This is a genomic window from Streptomyces sp. NPDC045021, from assembly GCF_056432645.1.
In genome coordinates this window covers 125,375-141,926 of sequence record NZ_JBWKIQ010000012.1, presented here as the reverse complement: position 1 = coordinate 141,926, position 16,552 = coordinate 125,375, and the positions used below count along the sequence as shown (strand labels likewise).

Genomic DNA, 16,552 nt, shown 5'->3' with positions numbered 1-16,552 from the left:
CGCGGGATTGCCGCTTCCGGTCTGACAGGCCCTCCAGGGGCGTTTAGCCTCTCCGCCTGTCCGGCGGCGAGGATCACACGAGCCGCATTGAGGTCACGGTCTGTTCGGTGCCACAGCCACCGCAGGTCCACCCGCCGACGCGATGTCGGCGAGCAGGTGGACAGCACCCTGCTGCCGCGCTGGGCGGCACGGTCCGCCACCGCCGGCTGGACGCTGGGGACCGCGCGGTGCTGTTGCAGGTCGCCCTGCAACTGCGCTGGATCCAGGGCGACAGTGACACCGCCCAGCAGCTGCTGCTGCTCATCGAGTGCGGGGCCGCCTCGGTCGTCGCCGTCTCCGCACGGATCCCGTTCGGCGAGAGCGAGCGGACCACCGGCCACTGGCTGCCGCTGCTGCTTCTCGGCGCGGCCCTGCTGCTGAGCGGAGCCGCCGTCGGCGCCCTGATGCTCGGAGCCGTGGCCGCGCCGTTGCCGGCGGCGGGCTGGAGGCGCTGCGCAATGTCGCCGGCCTAGCGGGTGTCGGGATGCTCACCGCCGCGGCGCTCGGCGGCGCACTCGCCTGGGCCGGATCACTGGCCTACACCGTGGAGCCGAGTTCGCACTGTTCGAGGGCTGGAAAACCCCGCGGAGGGCCCCTTGGAAGCGATCATCTAGGCTGGCGCGGTGACTGAGGAGCAGGAGCCGGTGCAGCCGTCGGGAGTGTGGGCCACGGCGGTGGGGGTGGCCAGGGTGCGGGCGCTGGAGACCGAGCGGGAGAACGCGCTGTTCCGCGACCCACTGGCACAGGCCTTCGCCGCCGCCGGCGGCCTGTGGCCCTCCTCGCCGCCGCTGCCCGATGACGAGGCCGCGCGACACCGCCGGCTGGCCGTTTCGTTCTCCATCGTCATCAGGACGAAGTTCCTCGACGACCTGTTGCAGCAGGCCTCCGCGTCCGGGGTCCGGCAGGTCGTGCTGCTCGGCGCCGGTATGGACAGCCGGGCCTTCCGGATGGACTGGCCCGAGGGCACCCGGCTGTTCGAGGTCGACACCGCCGCGCCACTGGACTTCAAGGCCTCGGTGCTGCGCCAGGAGCGGGCCGTCGCGCGCTGCGAGCGGATCACCGTCGCGGTGGATCTGCGTGAGGACTGGCCAGGCGCGCTGGCCGCCGCAGGGCACGACCCGGCCGTGCCGACCGTGTGGATCGCCGAAGGACTACTGATCTATCTGCCCGAGGATGCGGTGGAGCTACTGCTGGCCCGGATCAGCACGCAGTCGGCGGCAGGCAGTCGGCTGGGGCTGACATTGGGCTCGCGCGGCGTGATCGAGCGCTTCGGCGCGGACGCCGCGCCGGGATCGGCGGCGTCCCTGTGGATCTCGGAGATGCCCGACGACCCGGTGGGCTGGCTGGCCGGGCACGGCTGGGAGGCCGACAGCCACACCCTGCGCGAGCGCGCTGCCGCCTACGGTCGCCCGATCAGCACCCCGCCGCAGCGCGAGGAGCAGCCCGGCGGACTGATCTCGGCCGTCCGCCGGTAGAGCGTCTCCCGGCTCCCTGGATGATCGATTCCAAGGGGGCCTGATGAGGGGAGCCATGTTCATGCGCGGCCAGCCAGTCATGCGCGCACTGACCGCCTACGACCACTAAACGGTGGCGAAAGAGTGGAGGCCGGGAGGTTCCTCGGCCCGCATGCTGACAACCCAGTCCCTCAGATGCTGGCCGGTGCGGGTTGTGAGGATGGCAGTGAAGCTGTGGACGAGACGGTGGGCCTCCGCGAGCTCCGGGCAACGGGTAAGGACCTCGGCCAGCTGTTTTCCCTCACTCTCCGAGAGCCGGTCAGGGTGACGCGTGATCCACATCGGTGATGTGTCGGAGTCCTGGTGGCGCGGGCTCGACCACGCGGATACGGCGTTGGCGTCGTGGCCGCAGACTGTCGCTGATGATCTGGTAGCGGCCGCGGTAGCCGAGGTCCTGGAGTTCGGAGCGGAGCTGGATCGCGTTGGTGAATCCTAGAGTCGCGGCCTGGGGCGGCGGCCGGCCAGTGAGGGCGTCTTGCTCGGGGGTCGCCGCATGCTCGACTACGCGGTGACTGGAGTCGGGGGCCCGAGCGACGACTACCGCGAGGAGCGCGCCGACGCCCTCGCATGGCGGTGCAAACGAACCGGCGGTAGCAACCCAACTGACCGGTCAGAGCCAGGAGACGGGGCCAGGTGGCCGCGCCGGGAACATCCAGTCCGGCCGGCATGGTTGCATCGACCGAGGGACCGGCGCCGCATGGGCGGGGAACACGGAGACCACAAGGTCACCCGCCCCGCCGGGATCCGGGCCCCGGGATCGCGGCATGCCTGCCGCGCACTCTATTTCTGGAGGAGGACTGTTTAATGACTGATCGGCCCTTGACGCTGATGGCAGTACACGCCCACCCCGACGACGAGGCCACCGGAACCGGAGGGGTCCTCGCGCGGTACGCGGCGGAAGGCATCCGCACGGTTCTTGTGACGTGTACCGACGGTGGTTGCGGTGACGGACCGGGGGGTGTCAAGCCGGGCGATGCCGGGCATGATCCGGCGGCCGTTGTCGTGATGCGCCGTCAAGAACTCGAGGCGAGCTGTGAGGTGTTGAAGGTCAGCGATCTGGAGGTGCTGGACTATGCCGACTCCGGGATGATGGGCTGGCCGAGCAACAAGGCCCCCGGGTCCTTCTGGCAGACCCCCGTGGAGGAAGGCGCCGCCCGGCTTGCGGAACTCATGCGGCACTACCAACCGGATGTGGTCGTCACCTATGACGAGAACGGCTTCTACGGCCACCCCGACCACATCCAGGCCCACCGCATCACGATGGCGGCGCTGGAGATGACCGCGCTGACACCGAAGGTGTACTGGACGACGATGCCCCGCTCGATGATGCAGCGGTTCGGCGAGATCATGCGCGAGTTTCATGAGGACATGCCGGAGCCGGATCCTGCCGAGGCTGCCGCGATGGCCGAGATCGGCCTCCCGGACGATGAGATCTCCACGTGGGTGGACGCCACCGCGTTCAGCGGTCAGAAGTTCGATGCGCTGGCCGCGCACGCCAGTCAGGGCGAGAACATCTTCTTCCTCAAGATGGGCAAGGAGAGGTTCGGCGAATTGATGGGCATGGAGACCTTTGTACGGGTCAAGGACGCCACCGGCGCGGCCGTACCCGAGAACGATCTCTTCGCCGGATTGCGCTGATCCGCCCGTACGACCGAGACCCAGGAGAGCTCATCGGGCTGCACGACGGGATCGAGCGGGTAACACACCCGGGGGCTTGTCCGCGCGAGTTTCGCTCGGGCAGCCCTCGTCCAGGCTGAGGCCGTCTGGTCCCCTATCGGCCAAAGTAGGTGGGGGAACCGGGCAGTCAGTTCCGAGTCGCGCGCGTCTTCGTGACCCGGGCCTGATGATCTGCGGCCGCAGCCCTGGGCCCCCGCCTGTGGCCAACCTGGCCGGACGTCGGCTCCAGTGGAACGCATACCACCGCGACGAGTTCATGGACTTCGCGGACTACCACTTCGCCGGCCAGACCTCTTCATGGGTCAGCGGCTCAGCTTTTGAGGTCTTGGTCTGGGACAGCACCGTTCACCGCCTGTGGACCGATGCGCCGAATTCCCTGTCCGCCTACGTCGGATTCAACAACAACGACCAGGACCGCTTCTTCGAAGCCTGCGCCTGACCCGTACGAGAAGGACGGGTGCCCCGGGACGGATCCACCCTCCCGGGGCACCCCGCCGTCACGGCCGTCGGCTCGTCTCTTCCGTGAAGCCCCAAACAGGCGCTCACCGCAGGAGAGCAAGGACGGTGCGGTGAGACCGAGCTTGACAGCGTTCCTCGTGAGCACTTGCGCGTGGCCTGACCCAGCAATCTGGCTGGGACCAGTCGTTCGGACGATGCTGCAACCCGATGGACTCGGACACCACGGAGGCCGCCGTCGTGCAGGCCACTATCGTCCAGGCCGGATACGGCAACAGCAGCGGAGGCTCGGGTGGTGCCGGTTCGGGCGCTCTGCACGCGGTCGGTGCGGGCCGCTGGCTGGACGACCCGAACTCCTCGGTTACCGGCGGGGCTCGGCAGCAGATCCGGGACTGCAGCGGGCAGCCGAACCAGACGTGGACGCTGGACGCCGACGGCACCGTCGTCGGTGTGCAGTCCGGACTGTGCCTGGACGTCACCAACGGCGCGACCGCCAACTACACCCGGTCGAACTGTGGACCTGCAACGGGCGGAGCAACCAGCAGTGGAGTCTCAGCTGACCAGCTGACCAGCGGCGCCGACGGGTGAAACGCACCCGTCGGCACCAGGCTACTTCGGCGCCGACTTACCCGTCCGGGGTGTGCCGCGCTTCGGCGGAGCCGTGCTCCCGCGGACCGTGAGGGTGGTGGCGATTTCGACTCCGGCCTGCGACACCTCCTCGCCGCGGCCCAGCGTGAGCGCCAGCTCTGCGGCGGCGACAGCCATCTCGGTCAGCGGTTGGTGCACGGTGGTCAGCGGCGGCTCGACCCAGGCGACGATCGGCAGGTCGTCGAAGCCGACCACGCTCAGGTCGTCGGGAACGGAAAGACCAAGTTCCCTGGCGGCCTGGTAGACGCCCAGCGCCTGCATGTCGTTGGTGGTGAAGATCGCCGTGGGCCGGTCGCTGCGGGCCAGGAGCTCCAGCGCGGCGGCATGCCCATGCTCACGGAGCAGAAAGGCCTGGACCAGTAGCGTCGGGTCGGCGGTCACGCCGGCCTCCGCCAACGCGGAGAGGTAGCCGGCCTTGCGGGTCAGGCAGACGGGGTGGTCCGGGCCGGTGATCATGGCGATGCGGCGGTGCCCCAGCTCCAGCAGATGCCGGGTCGCGGTGTGGCCGCCTCGAAAGTTGGTGGTGCCGACAAAGGGAACGTCGTCGGGGAGTTCGTCCACCGGGTCGAAGACGATCAGGGGAATCCCCTTGGCGTGCAGCTGCGCGCGTTCGGCCGGCGTCAGTTGGGCGACCGACACCACGCAGTTGGGGCGACGGTTGATGGTGTCGTCCAGGGTCGTGGCCTGGGCGTCGCGGGCGGCGAGCTCGGTGACCGTCAGACCGAAGCGGTGCTTGCGGGCCACCCGTTCCACGCCTCGGATGACCTCGGTCGCCCACATGCTCTCCAGCTCGCGGAACAGCAGCTCCACCGTATTGCTGCGATTGGCGATCGGCTTGCGGTAGCCGTGGAGGGTGATGAGCTCTTCAACCCGGGCGCGGGTCTGGTCGGACACCCCCGTGCGCCGGTTGAGCACCTTCGACACGGTGGGGATGGAGACGCCTGCGGCTTCCGCGATGTGGGCGATCGTGACCGAGCCGGACCCTTCTCCTTGCGAGCGCTGTTCGTCAGCCGCCGGTTCGCCCGCTCGGTAGTCCGTAGTCACGTTCACCCTTCCAGATTCCCTTGCGCCGCCGGGCTGCCCGGGGCCCGTCAGTCACGATGTCCCGGTGGCGCTCTTGGGGCGGCCATTGTGGCATCCCTGACCCGACCCGGGACTCCCGGTCACGGCCGACGCGAGTGGTGTCCGAAGCGTTGACCGTCCCATGACGGGAGACATCTTTCCAGGGAAACGAAAGGGAAGCAATATGGAAACTTTCTCTGAGGCCCCGCTGTGTGACCCCGGACCGGAGGTGACTCTGCGCGCATCTTGTATCATATGGGCTCAATCCGGTCATGGTCGGGCGGGTATCTCAGCTGAGGGAACCGGGGCTCAAGCTCACGCCCGGGCGTGAACGGGAGATGCCGCCCAGCATCGACACGGTTGCCAGCTTGGAGACGACTGCCTACGGCAGCAGGGTGTCCGTCGCGTCCGTGTCCACGGCGGAAGTCGAAGCGCAGTCGTCGCTCAGAGAGAAGGGTGTTCGCTTCCTGCGGTCAGGAGCCTTCCTGGAGGGACACGAGCACACCGCGAAACGACCCCCGCTCAGACCTCCACAGCCAGGGGGGCCGTATCCGAATTGAAGGCGGTGCTCTGGCCATGCACCGGGGCCGCCAACCAGCAGCGGACGCTGCTTGGCGGTCCGTCATTCCGCGGCGAACACCCGTACATCCCATGGCCCCAGCTCGACCGGCGCCCCTGCGGGGAGCGCTGCCTTCGCTGCCGGGTCGGAACCGTCGGCGAGGAGGTCCACCAGTGCGCAGGGGGCGGAGGCGACGGCCGGCTCCCAGCTCCAGTTGTGCACGATATGGACGCGGCGTCCGTCCGGAGCGGTGCCGGTCAGGGCGGTGACCGAGGCGGGCAGCTGCTGCCAGCCGCCGCGTGGCTCCGGGGCCAGCCACTGGGCCAGGGCGCGGGCGGTGTCCGAGTTGGGGACGGTGCCGACATAGGTCACCCGGCCCCGGCCGTGGGCGCGGCTGGTCATCGCAGGCCAGCGGCCGTAGTGCGGGTGCCGGTACTCGGCCAGCACCGTGGCATCGGACGGCATCAGCGAGTCCGCCCAGCGGGTGGCCCGGGCCTCGGCCGGCAGAGTCAGGGGGCTGCCGGCCGGGGTGTGCAGGGTGAGTTCGCCGGAGAGGTTGCTGAACTCCTCGTAACTGACCCCGGCCGCGCCGGTGAGCCTGGCCGGGGCGGGTTCGGGCCTTGCCCGGGCTTCCTCGTCGGCGTAGCCGGTGCGGGGGCCGAGCACCAGGTGGCCGCCCGCCTCGGCGTAGGCGTTGAGCCAGTCCAGGATGCCGTCCTCGGCCAGGTAGAGTCCGGCGGCGATCAGCACCGGGTGGCGCTGCGCGACCAGTTCGGGGCTCAGTCCAGCCGACGGGTCGGCCGGGTCGTGCAGTTGGCCGGCGTGCAGAATCCGCACCTGCCGCCGGGACTCGACCGCGCCTCGGTAGAAGGGGTCGAACAGTCCGTGGTACGAGCCGCCGTCGGGACCGCCGTCGGCGCCGGCCAGTGGCGGGTACTTCTGCATCAGCCACTTGCTGGGCAGCGAGTACACCATGGCGATGTCACAGTCGGGCTCCACTCCGGCGACGGCCTCCCCGGCCGCCGCGAACTCCGCTCCCAGGCGGGCGATCTCGGCGTAGGCACGGCCGGGTCGGCCGCTGTGCGGCAGCACGCCGCCCCAGTAGGTCTCAGCGCCGAAGTGCAGGGTGTGCCAGTGCCAGTACTCCACCATGCGCGCGCCGCGCGCCACCATCGCCCAGGCCGCCTGGCGCCACTGGCCGTCGAAGGGCGGGACGGTGTCGTAGGTGCCGCCGACGCTCTGCGCGTTGGTCTCGGTGACCAGGAAGGGTTCCTGGCGCGTGGCCCAGGCCCGGTCCGCCCCTTGGAGCAGCCCCCAGACCCCGCCGGCCAGCCAGGAGTGCGAGGGCCGGTCCAGGTCGGCGGGCAGGGTGAGCGCGTCCTGCATCTCGTAGTAGGGGTTGGCTGCGATCACGTCCAGGCTCTGCGCCAGCTGCTGGTCGTCCAGGGCCGCGTGGTTGTAGTGAAGGCAGGTGGTGACGAACTGGTCAGGGCGGGCGTACTCCCGGGCGATGTCGGCCTGCCAGGCGATGAACTCGCTGGTCTGCCGGGCCTGGAAGGCACGCCAAGCCACGTCGTACTGGGGCTGGGCGTTGCCGTCGGGCGTCCACAGGTCGGCCCAGTCGGTCAGCCGGTGCGACCAGTAGACCAGGCCCCACGCGCGGTTGAGCGTCTCCACGTCACCGTAGCGGGAGCGCAGGTCGTCGACGAAGCGCTGGAAGACGCCGGTGTTGTGCGGCAGTCGGCATCCTGGCTCGTTGTCGAGCTGGTAGCCGATCACCGCAGGGTGGTCGGCGTAGCGGGCCAGGAGGCGCCGGATCACGCGTTCGGCGTGGAAGCGGAAGGCGGGGTGGGTGAAGTCCATATCCTGGCGACCGCCCCAGTTGGCACGGCGGCCGGTGGCATCCTCGGCGGCGATCTCCGGGTACTGCCGGGCCAGCCACGGCGGGACGGCGTAGGTGGGGGTGCCCAGCACCACCGAGATGCCGCGGATCCGGGCGGAGTCCAGGGTCGGCTCCAGCCAGTCCAGGTCGAAGCGTCCGTTCTCGGGCTCCCAGGTGGACCACACCGACTCGCCGACGCGGATGAGGTTGAAGCCCGCCTCGGCCATCAGGTCGAGATCGGCCTCGACCCGGTCCATGCGATGGTATTCGGGGTAGTAGGCGGCGCCGAACAGGACGCGGGGCGGCAGTGCGGGCATCGGAGGGCCTCCGTGGACGCGGACGCGCGGGGGATTGTTTGAAGGGGGAGGCAACTCCGGTGCGGAGCCAGGGGAGTGGCTCCGCACCGGAGAGGTCAGGGGCTGCAGGTGGCGGACCGGCCTCGCCTCACCGGAGGTCGGGCCGCCACCGGCCTCAGGGGGCGAAGGACAGCGTGGTCAGACGCTGCTCTCCGGTGAGCACGATCCGCAGGTCGTGCACACCCTCGGCCTGCTCGGTGAGGGGCGACGTCACGGTGGTCCAGGCGTACCGCTCTCCAGTCGAGGGCACGGTGAAGGCGGTCAGCAGTCGCTCACCGGACCAGAGTTCGAGCATCGCGGTGCCGCCGGCGGTGCGGGACACCTCGGCGGTGACCGTCTGGGCGCCGCTCAGGTCGACAGTGCGGAACAGCAGCTCGCCGCGGGTGTCGTCGGGGGTGACGGCGTCGCCGTCGATGCGATCGGCGTCGGTCAGGACGATGTCCTGGCAATCGTCGAAATCAACCGCGCGCAGCGGACGTCCGAGCACCTCGCGCGGCTTGGGGGCCGGGCCGGTGACGGTCAGTCGGGCGCTGCCGACCGGGTTGGCAGCGGACCGGGCGACGAGCAGGTCGTAGTGTCCCGGGTCGACGGTGAACACGCCGGTGGTCACGTCCCAGTGGCTGAGCGCTTCCGCGGTGGGGAGCCGGAACTCCACCTCGGTGGTCTCCCCGGCGGCCAGCCGCACCTTCTGGAAGGCGATCAGCTTCAGCCGCGGCGCCGCGTAGCGGGCGCCGAGGGCCCTGGCGTAGAGCTGGACGGTCTCCACGCCGGCCCGCGTGCCGCTGTTGGTCAGGCTGACGGTCGCGGCGATCTCCCCGTCCTGGCCCAGTTCGCTTGCGACGGTCTTGAGCTCGCCGTATTCGAAGGAGGTGTAGGAGAGCCCGTGGCCGAAGGGGTAGAGCGGCGCGGCATGGTGGTACTGGTAGGTCCAGCCGGCCTTGATGATGTCGTAGTCGAGGCGCCCGGGCAGTTCGTCGTCGCCGCGGTACCAGGTCTGCGGCAGTCGTCCGGAGGCGTCGGCCTCGCCACGGAGCACCCGGGCCAGCGCGCGGCCGGTCTCCTGGCCGCCGTGCGAGGTCCACAGGACCGCTGGCAGATGGGCGTCGGCCCAGTCCACGGCGTAGGGGTAGCTGGACATGACGACCAGGACGGTGTCCGGCCGTACCGCGGCGACGGCGCGCAGCAGTCGCTCCTGGGCCGGGGGCAGCCGCAGTGAGGCCCGGTCCTCGGTCTCGCGGCCGTTGATGTGCGGGTCGTTGCCGAGGACGACCACCGCGACGTCGGCGGCACGGGCAGCCGCGACCGCGGCGGCCGTGCCGTCGACGACGACGCTGCGAGTGAACCGCAGTGCCTGGTCGGCGCTGTCCGCGGTCATGGTGATGACGCCGGTCCTGGCGTCGGCCTGCGCCCAGCGGCCGGTGAGCACGCTGCGCAGCAGTTCGCCTCCGCCCTCGGCGCGGTCCAGGGCGAAGGTCTCGTGGACGAACCACCCGCCCGGCTGGTCGCGGTCGGCGGCCACGCCCTGGTCCGCGCCGCGCAGTGAGACGTGTCGGCCGGTGGCGGCCGAGCGCAGGGTGAGCACCTCCTGGTCCCAGTCGAAGAGGTCGAACTGAGCGGTGAGGTCCTGGAGCTGGGCATCCGTCAGGGTGAGCAGGCCGTCCGTGCCGACCGCGGTGAGGGTGCGCCCGTCCTGGGTGTGCAGGGCGATCCGGTCCACGCCCTCGACGCTCTCGACGCCGAGTCCGTCGGCGACGGTGATCCGGTAGGGGTGGTTGCCGCTGTACCAGTCCTCGTAGAGGGTGCTGGCCAGCGGCCCGACGACGGTCACGCGGCGTTCGGCGACCAGTGGCAGCAGCCCCTCGTTCTTGAGCAGGACGACCGACTCGGTGGCGGCGCGCAGGGCGAGGTCCTGGTGGGTGGGAGAGTTGACGGCCTCCCAGGCGATGTCGGCGTATGGGTCGCGTTCCGGGTCGAACTCGCCGAGGCGGAAGCGGATCGACAGTTGCCGGCGGACCGCGCGGTCCACGTCGTCCATGGTGAGCAGGCCCCGATCGAGGGCGGTGCTGATGCGCTGGAACGTGGTCAGGGTGTCCGCATCGTTGTCGGTGAAGGAGTCGATGCCGGCCTTGAGGGCCGCGGCGTGGGATTCGGCGTGGTCGTCGAAGTAGTGCTCGGGATCGACGAGATTGGAGGGCGCCTGGGCGTCGGAGACCACGAAGAGGTCATGCCCCGTGGGCTCGGCCCAGCGGCGCAGCTGCTGCTCGATCAGCGGGCTGACGTGGCAGGGGCGGCCGTTGACCAGGTTGTACGCGGCCATCACGCCGGTGGCGGCACCGGTGGCGATGGCGAGCCGGAAGGCGGCCAGGTCGTACTCGTGCAGCACCCGGGGGCGCACACCGGAGGAGGTGGTGCAACGGTCGTCCTCGTTGTTGTAGGCGAGGAAGTGCTTGAGGACCGGTGCGGTGCGCAGGTACTCGGGGTGGTCGCCGGACATCCCGCGGCAGAAGGCGTTGCCGAGTCGGGCGGAGAGCAGGGCGTCCTCGGAGTAGCCCTCCTCGTTGCGACCCCAGCGCGGGTCGCGCAGGAGGTTCACCACCGGGGCCCAGCCCTGCAGGCTGATGCGGCCCGTTCCGATGGCCGGCGAGCGGTGGTGGTGGAAGGCCCGCTGTTCGACCGAGATGGCCTCGGCGACCGCGTGGATCAGCCCTTCGTCCCAGGTCGCGCCCAGGCCGACGGCCTGCGGGAAGGTGGTGGCCCGGCCCAACCAGGCGATGCCGTGCAGGGTCTCGGAGCCGGTGCGGAACTCCTCGACGCCCAGGCGGGGGATCGCCGGCGCGTACTGGTGCAGCAGCGCGATCCGCTCCTTGGGCGTGAGTCGGGAGAGCAGGTCCTCGACGCGTTCGCCCAGGGGGAGCCCGGTATCGCGGTAGGGCAGCGTGGGGGCAGCGGTACTCACAAGTAGTAGTCCCTTGCAGATCTCGGCAGACGGGGAATCAGCGTTGAAGCGCTTCGACGCTGGCATGGGAGCAGGACGCTGTCAAGCGAAACTTTCTAAGAAAAGTAACCCAAATTTCAGCCCGGCGTTTCCTGCCGCGTCTCTTGCGCCGGATGCGAGACGGCCCTTAACCTCTCGGCAATATTGAAGCGCTTCGACAACTCGGCCGGAACGAAACATCGTTCCCGAGCACCCCATCGGAACCGCCGCCCTACACATCACCTCAACCGGCGAAGGGTTGCCCACCATGAGCACCGAAATGAACCGCAGAACTTTCGTGAGCGGCGCCGCCGCCGTGGCCGGGGCAGCCGCCCTGACCCCGCTGCTGACCGCCTGCGGCGGCAGCGACACCACCGGCAGCAAGGGCGGAACCAGCAGCGAGAAAGGCCTGAAGGCCGCCCTGCCGACTTATGTGGCGGGCAGCGCGGCCAAGCCGGACATCCCCTCGGTGAACGGCGCAGTCGGGACGGTGACCGCTCCCGGCTACCTCACCTACCCGGCCAATCCGGTCAAGACGGTCTCCGGAGTCCCCGGCAAGGGAGGCAGCTACACAGCGATCACCCCGCTGTTCGGCTCGATGCCGGACCCGGGCAACTCCTTCTACCAGGCGATGAACCAGGCCCTGGGCGTCAACCTGAAGATGAAGCCCGTCGACGGCATCAACTACGGCACCATCATCCCGACCATGACGGCGGCCAAGAAGCTCCCGGACTGGATCCAACTGCCCACCTGGTACGCCAGCATCAACGTGGGCGGCCTGGTCGGCACCCAGCTGGCCGACCTGACGCCCTATCTGTCGGGCGACAAGATCAAGCAGTACCCCAACCTCGCAGCCATCCCCACCGGGGGCTGGACCGACGGGGCCTGGCAGGACAAGATCTACGGCATCCCCTGCTTCTCCAACGGCTTCGCGCTCCCCGGGGCCACCTTCTACCGTCAGGACATCCTCGACGCCAAGGGCATCACCGCAGACCAGGTGAAGTCCGCCGACGACCTCTACAACCTGGGTAAAGAGCTGACCGACGCCAAGGGCGGCGTCTGGGCCTTCGACGACATCTGGACCTATGCCAGCCCGCTCTGGGGCGTGCCCTACAAGTTCACCGTCACCGACGGCAAGCTGGTCCACAAGTACGAGATGGACCAGCTCCTGGAGGCACTGGACTGGCACTACAAGCTGTCCAAGTCCGGCCTCATGCACCCCGACGCGCTGGCGGGCAACAACGGCAGCGGCAAAACCCGCTTCTACGCGGGCCACACCCTGATCGCAGGGGACGGCCTCGGCGCGTGGAACCTCGGTGATGCCCAGACCGGGACCGCGGCCAGCAAGGGCTACCGCCGCGGCGCCTTCAACATCTTCGCGGCCGACGGCAAGTCCACGCCCAGCACCTTCCTCGGCGCCACCACCACCTTGGCCAGCTACCTGAACGCCAAGCTCTCCAAGGTCCAGATCCTGGAGCTGCTGGAGGTGGCCAACTACCTCGCGGCACCCTTCGGCTCGGCCGAGTACACCATGGTCAACTACGGCGTCGAAGGCACCCACTACACCATGGCGAACGGTGTCCCCACCGCCAACGAAGCCGGCAAGAAGTACGTTGCGAACTCGGGCTACTCGGCTCTGGCCAGCCCCTCCTCGGTCATCAGCAACCAGGGAGCGGACCAGGTCACCAAGGACATCTGCGCCTGGAATGCCGCCGCCGCCCAGCATGCGTACAAGCCGGTGTTCCTCAACATGAACATCGCCGTCCCGACGCGCTTCGCCGTCGCCAACGCCGGCCAGGCCGTCGAGGACGCCATCAAGGACTGCTACCACGGCATCAAAAAGGTGTCCGACGTGCAGGCCGCGATCTCCTCCTGGAAGTCCAGCGGCGGGACCCAGATGATCCAGTGGTACTCGGACAACGTCCTGGCCAAGTTGGGCACCGGGCAGTAGTCGACCGACCCGGCGAGGAGAGGAAGAAGCAGTGGCAGTATCACTCGCCACCGAGCCCGGCGCGGCCGAGCCGCGCAGGGGCAGGCGCAAGACAGCGCCGGACGGCACCGGGGCGGTGTCCGCCAAAATGCCCTGGCGGACCAGACTGCGCCGGGACAAGTCCCTGATCCTGATGACCGTTCCGGCCGTGGTGCTGCTGCTGGTCTTCAACTACGTCCCGCTGTTCGGCCTGGTCACCGCCTTCCAGTACTACGACCCGCTGGTCGGCGTCATGCACAGCAGTTGGGCGGGTCTCGACCAGTTCCAGATGCTGTTCCAGGACCCGATGTTCTGGGCGTCGATGCGCAACACGCTGTATCTCAGCCTGGTCCAGCTGGTGCTGTTCTTCCCCATCCCGATCCTGCTGGCGTTGCTGCTCAACACGGTGATCAAGGAACGGCTGCGCAACTTCATCCAGTCCGTGGTCTACCTGCCGCACTTCTTCTCCTGGGTACTGACCATCACGATCTTCCAGCAGATGATTGGCGGCGCGGGCATCCTCAACCAGTTCCTCCGCCAGCACGATGTGGGCACCTGGGACTTCATGACGAACCCGCACACCTTCGCGCTGCTGATCACCTCCCAGGCGGTGTGGAAGGAGGCCGGCTGGGGGATCATCGTCTTCCTGGCGGCGCTGGCCGCCATCGACACCAACCTCTACGAGGCCTCGGCCGTCGATGGGGCCGGGCGCTGGCGCCGGATGTGGCACATCACCCTGCCAGGGCTGCGCGGAGTGATCGTGCTGATGCTGGTGTTGCGGCTCGGCAACGCACTGAGCGTCGGTTTCGAGCAGTTCCTCATCCAGCGCAACGCGGTCGGCCACAGTGCGGCCGACGTGCTGGACACCTTCTCCTTCTACTACGGCATCGCCACCAACAACTTCAGCTACGGCACGGCGGCAGGGCTCTTCAAGAGCGTCATCTCGCTGCTGATGATCCTGGGCGCGAACAAGCTGGCGCACGTTTTCGGCGAAGACGGGTTGTACCGCAAATGAGCATGGCGACGACACTGCGGCTGCGCCGCAACCCCGCAGTGAGGACCTCCGGGCGCGCTCCGTGGGAGGAGCCGCCCAGCACGGTCGGACTGGTCGGCAAGGGCACGGTCATCTTCCTGATGCTCGCCGCGGTCCTGGTGCCGCTGTGGGTGGTGGTGCTGACCAGCTTCTCCACCGCCGGCGCCATCGGCCGGGCCGGCGGCCTGGTGATCTGGCCGGACGGCCTCACCCTGGACGCCTACACGCAGATGCTGACCAACTCGCAGATCGTCAAGTCCCTGGTGGTGAGCCTGCTGGTCACCGTGATCGGCACCGCCGTCTCCATGGTGGTCTCGGTGCTCTGCGCGTACGGACTGTCCCGGTCCGGGTCACTGGGCCACCGGCTGATCCTGCTGGTACTGATCCTGACCATGTTCCTCAGCGGCGGCATGATCCCCACTTATCTGGTGGTCACCGGGCTGGGCGGCTACGGCCAGTACTGGGCGCTGATCCTGCCGAGCGCGATATCGGTGTTCAACATCCTGGTGCTGCGCAACTTCTACGCCGGCACCTCGGCCGAGCTCATCGACGCCGCCAAGATCGACGGCGCAGGGGACTGGCGCACCCTGTGGTCGGTGGTCCTGCCCACCTCAAAGGCGGTCACCGCGGTGATCACCCTGTTCTACGCGGTCGGTTACTGGAACTCCTTCTTCAACGTCATGCTCTACATGCCGGTGGACAGCGAGAAGTGGCCACTGCAGTACGTGCTGCTGCAGTACGTGTCCCAGGGGATGGGAATGCCGGGCTCGGTCGACAACGGCGCCTCCGCCGGGCACGCCCAGGCCGCGCCGCTGTCCCTGCAGATGGCCGTGGTGGTACTGACGCTGGTGCCCATCCTGATGGTCTATCCGTTCATGCAGAAGCACTTCAGGGCCGGTGTGCTCACCGGTGCCGTCAAGGGCTGACCGGCAGGGTGACACTGGCCCAGGTGGCCGAGGTTGCGGGCGTCTCGCCGAGCACGGTGAGCTATGTGCTCAGCGGCAAGCGGGCGATCTCTCCGCCCACCCGGGAGCGGGTGGAACAGGCGATCGAACCCGGATGCCCGCGTCGTCGGCTGGTCGCGCTACGACGGCACCGGCGACACCTCGCCGACCACCGGCGACAGCGATGTGCCCCCCCTACGTCACGGGCACAGACGCGCTGCGGGACGGCTGGCGGCTGTTCCAGGCGTCGCAACTGCTACCGCCCTGCCCGGGCCATGAGTACGACGTCTCCTTCCTCAAGCACGAGTTCCTCTTCGAGAAGATCGCGCAGGTTGCCGGATAGGCAACCCCTCTGCCCCGTGTGGCCGTCGACCAGGCAACCTGACCCGTCGGGCTCGACGGCCACGCGGACCCGTCCCACCACAAACCCCGTCCTGGAGCAGACCCATGCCGCCGACAGACTTCGGACTTGATGAACTCGTCGACTACCGGCCGCAGTCGGTGGCGCCCGGCGACTTCGACTCGTTCTGGGAACACACCCTCGCCGACTCCCGGGCACGGGCCGGAGAAGTGCGGGTGCAGCGGGTGACCGAGCAGTTCCGGCTGCGGACCGTCGACGTGGACGACGTCCGTTTCCCCGGCTGGAACGGTGAACCGGTGGCCGGGTGGCTGCTGCGCCCGCGCGGGGCGGAGGGCCCGCTGCCGGTCGTGGTCACCTACCTCGGCTACAGCAGTGGCCGGGGACTGCCCACTGAGCACCTCTTCTGGTCGTCGGTCGGCTATGCCCAGCTGATCGTCGACAGCCGTGGCCAGGGCCACGACACCCCGGACCGAGGCGCGGGCGCGAGTGAAGGCACCCACTGGGTTGAGGGTCTGATGACCCGCGGCATCGAAGCGCCTGAGACCTACTACTACCGCCGCCTGATCACCGACTGTGTCCTGGCGGTGGACGCGGTGGTGGAGCTCCCCGGCCTCGACCCCGCCAGGATCGTGCTGGCCGGCGGCAGCCAGGGCGGCGGGCTGGCCCTGGCCGCGGCCGGGCTCTGCGGGGACAGCGTCGCGGCGGCCATGCCCGATGTGCCGTTCCTGTGCCACTTCCGCAGTGCCGTCCAGATCAGCGGTGAGGGCCCCTATGTGGAGGTCGCCAAGTACCTGCGCTGGCACAGCCGGCACCGGGTCGAATCGGCCTTCGCCACCCTCGACTACTTCGACGGCGTCCACTTCGCCCAGCGAGCCACCGCACCGGCCCTGTTCAGCGTCGGCCTGATGGACCCGGTCTGCCCGCCGTCCACGGTCTATGCCGCCTTCAACCACTACGCCGGCGAGGACCGCGGCATCACCGTCTGGCCCTTCGGCGACCACGGCGGCGGCTACGGATCCAACCCGCCCGCGCAATGGGGGTGGCTGGACGGGCTCGGGCTGACCCCGAAGCCCTGACC

General features: G+C 69.2%; 12 protein-coding genes and 2 pseudogenes. 11 read left to right on the top strand and 3 right to left on the bottom strand.

The features are described from left to right. Positions 1 to 227: 227 nt before the first annotated feature. The 5 genes from AC07DC_RS31250 to AC07DC_RS31230 all read left to right on the top strand — a co-directional run bounded on the left by AC07DC_RS31250 (position 228) and on the right by AC07DC_RS31230 (position 4,274). Positions 228 to 512: a hypothetical protein gene (locus AC07DC_RS31250; protein WP_478917845.1), complete on the top strand. Its 285-nt coding sequence runs from the start codon at positions 228 to 230 to the stop codon at positions 510 to 512. Positions 513 to 698: 186 nt separating this feature from the next. Further along, entirely contained in the window at positions 699 to 1,514 is an 816-nt protein-coding gene (locus AC07DC_RS31245) for a class I SAM-dependent methyltransferase (protein WP_478917993.1), read from the top strand. A gap of 843 nt (positions 1,515 to 2,357) precedes the next feature. Beyond that, positions 2,358 to 3,191: a PIG-L family deacetylase gene (locus tag AC07DC_RS31240; protein ID WP_478917992.1), complete on the top strand. Its 834-nt coding sequence runs from the start codon at positions 2,358 to 2,360 to the stop codon at positions 3,189 to 3,191. A gap of 238 nt (positions 3,192 to 3,429) precedes the next feature. Then, complete coding sequence (locus AC07DC_RS31235; RefSeq protein WP_478917844.1) at positions 3,430 to 3,669, top strand: hypothetical protein; 240 nt, start codon at positions 3,430 to 3,432, stop codon at positions 3,667 to 3,669. Positions 3,670 to 3,896: 227 nt separating this feature from the next. Then, on the top strand, positions 3,897 to 4,274 hold the full coding sequence (locus AC07DC_RS31230; protein ID WP_478917843.1) for an RICIN domain-containing protein: 378 nt from the start codon (positions 3,897 to 3,899) through the stop codon (positions 4,272 to 4,274). 21 nt (positions 4,275 to 4,295) lie between these two features. Here AC07DC_RS31230 and AC07DC_RS31225 read toward each other — a convergent pair whose 3' ends face one another. From AC07DC_RS31225 to AC07DC_RS31215, 3 genes are all read right to left on the bottom strand, one after another. Further along, positions 4,296 to 5,378 (bottom strand): LacI family DNA-binding transcriptional regulator, encoded by a 1,083-nt coding sequence (locus tag AC07DC_RS31225; RefSeq protein WP_478917991.1) that lies wholly within the window; start codon positions 5,376 to 5,378, stop codon positions 4,296 to 4,298. Between the two features lie 640 nt (positions 5,379 to 6,018). Then, entirely contained in the window at positions 6,019 to 8,154 is a 2,136-nt protein-coding gene (locus AC07DC_RS31220; protein ID WP_478917842.1) for a beta-galactosidase, read from the bottom strand. Between the two features lie 154 nt (positions 8,155 to 8,308). Then, on the bottom strand, positions 8,309 to 11,149 hold the full coding sequence (locus tag AC07DC_RS31215) for a glycoside hydrolase family 3 C-terminal domain-containing protein (RefSeq protein WP_478917841.1): 2,841 nt from the start codon (positions 11,147 to 11,149) through the stop codon (positions 8,309 to 8,311). A gap of 286 nt (positions 11,150 to 11,435) precedes the next feature. On the opposite strand from AC07DC_RS31215, the gene AC07DC_RS31210 reads away from it, so the two are divergent. From AC07DC_RS31210 to AC07DC_RS31185, 6 genes and pseudogenes are all read left to right on the top strand, one after another. Continuing rightward, complete coding sequence (locus AC07DC_RS31210) at positions 11,436 to 13,118, top strand: type 2 periplasmic-binding domain-containing protein (RefSeq protein WP_478917840.1); 1,683 nt, start codon at positions 11,436 to 11,438, stop codon at positions 13,116 to 13,118. A 31-nt stretch (positions 13,119 to 13,149) separates the two neighbouring features. Further along, positions 13,150 to 14,151: an ABC transporter permease gene (locus AC07DC_RS31205; RefSeq protein ID WP_478917839.1), complete on the top strand. Its 1,002-nt coding sequence runs from the start codon at positions 13,150 to 13,152 to the stop codon at positions 14,149 to 14,151. Then, entirely contained in the window at positions 14,148 to 15,095 is a 948-nt protein-coding gene (locus AC07DC_RS31200; protein WP_478917838.1) for a carbohydrate ABC transporter permease, read from the top strand. The genes AC07DC_RS31205 and AC07DC_RS31200 overlap by 4 nt, the downstream gene beginning before the upstream one ends. An 8-nt stretch (positions 15,096 to 15,103) precedes the next feature. Continuing rightward, positions 15,104 to 15,223: pseudogene (locus AC07DC_RS31195) on the top strand (LacI family DNA-binding transcriptional regulator); the annotation flags it as partial. A 4-nt stretch (positions 15,224 to 15,227) separates the two neighbouring features. Beyond that, a pseudogene (locus tag AC07DC_RS31190) lies at positions 15,228 to 15,456 on the top strand (hypothetical protein); the annotation flags it as partial. A gap of 104 nt (positions 15,457 to 15,560) precedes the next feature. After that, on the top strand, positions 15,561 to 16,550 hold the full coding sequence (locus tag AC07DC_RS31185; RefSeq protein WP_478917837.1) for an acetylxylan esterase: 990 nt from the start codon (positions 15,561 to 15,563) through the stop codon (positions 16,548 to 16,550). Positions 16,551 to 16,552 lie beyond the last annotated feature (2 nt).

Coding starts and splice junctions, on each gene's coding strand:
- AC07DC_RS31220 (WP_478917842.1), bottom strand. CDS start 8,154: ATGCCCGCACTGCCGCCCCGCGTCCTGTTCGGCGCCGCCTACTACCCC.
- AC07DC_RS31230 (WP_478917843.1), top strand. CDS start 3,897: ATGGACTCGGACACCACGGAGGCCGCCGTCGTGCAGGCCACTATCGTC.
- AC07DC_RS31240 (WP_478917992.1), top strand. CDS start 2,358: ATGACTGATCGGCCCTTGACGCTGATGGCAGTACACGCCCACCCCGAC.
- AC07DC_RS31200 (WP_478917838.1), top strand. CDS start 14,148: ATGAGCATGGCGACGACACTGCGGCTGCGCCGCAACCCCGCAGTGAGG.
- AC07DC_RS31185 (WP_478917837.1), top strand. CDS start 15,561: ATGCCGCCGACAGACTTCGGACTTGATGAACTCGTCGACTACCGGCCG.
- AC07DC_RS31210 (WP_478917840.1), top strand. CDS start 11,436: ATGAGCACCGAAATGAACCGCAGAACTTTCGTGAGCGGCGCCGCCGCC.